The following is an 847-nucleotide window of genomic DNA, read 5'->3' on the forward strand; positions in this document are numbered from 1 at the left end:
ATCGGCTGGTGGATGCCACTGGCGAGCTCCCTGACCCTCGCGGTGACGTTGTTCTTCCTCCCGGACATCACCGTCCGTAAGACGGCTTCTGAACGCCGACGCCAGATGCGGCACACACTCACCCTGGTCCTGGACCTGACCGTGATCTCCCTGGCGGGCGGAGCCGGCGTACACCAGGCTCTGGCCGACGCCGTCCAAGCCCCCCGGGGGTGGGCCGCATCCAAACTCCGCCACGCCCTGCACCTCGCGCAGGTCACCCGCACCAGCCCCTGGCACCACCTGGGCGACCTCGGACAGCACCTGGGGGTCAGCGACCTGACGGAACTCGCTGCCACGCTCAACCTGGCTGGCACCGAGGGCGCCAAAGTCCGCGCCTCCCTGACCGCGAAGGCCCGTGCCATGCGACGCCGCCGCCTGTCCGAAGCCGACGGAGCAGCCCAAGCAGCCACGGAACAGATGTCCCTGCCGGTGGTCCTCCTCTTCGCCGCCTTCCTGCTCCTCATCGGCTATCCAGCCCTCGCACACGTCCTCGCCGTCACCTGACCACCACGCCCCCACGGGCAATGTCGAAACGCATTACGGAGAACGATCTCGATGCTCCACCCGCACCTGCAGGCCCTCGCTGCCGCTCTGCGCCACCACGCCGGCCTCGTACGCCGCCACGCCCGCCGGGACGCGGGCTACACCACCGAAACCATCATCGTCACCGCACTCCTGGCCATCCTCACCATCACGGTGATCGGCATCATCACCACCAAGGTCCTCGCCAAGGCCAACTCCATCGACCTGGGATAACCGGTGCACCACCTGCTGCGCACACCGCGACCAGGCCACGACGACCGCGGCG

2 protein-coding genes are annotated in these 847 nt (G+C 68.6%); both read left to right on the plus strand.

Features of this window, described 5'->3' with window-relative positions; genetic code table 11:
* Positions 1–543: type II secretion system F family protein (locus tag JK363_RS41420; RefSeq protein WP_201883489.1), on the plus strand; the 543-nt coding region annotated here is incomplete at its 5' end.
* Between the two features lie 51 nt (positions 544–594).
* Complete coding sequence (locus JK363_RS41425) at positions 595–795, plus strand: hypothetical protein (protein ID WP_201883490.1); 201 nt, start codon at positions 595–597, stop codon at positions 793–795.
* The last annotated feature ends 52 nt before the right edge of the window (positions 796–847 follow it).

It is taken from the genome of Streptomyces coffeae (genome assembly GCF_016741875.1).
In the GTDB taxonomy this organism is placed as follows: Bacteria; Actinomycetota; Actinomycetes; order Streptomycetales; family Streptomycetaceae; genus Streptomyces; species Streptomyces coffeae.

Coding starts and splice junctions, on each gene's coding strand:
- JK363_RS41425 (WP_201883490.1), top strand. CDS start 595: ATGCTCCACCCGCACCTGCAGGCCCTCGCTGCCGCTCTGCGCCACCAC.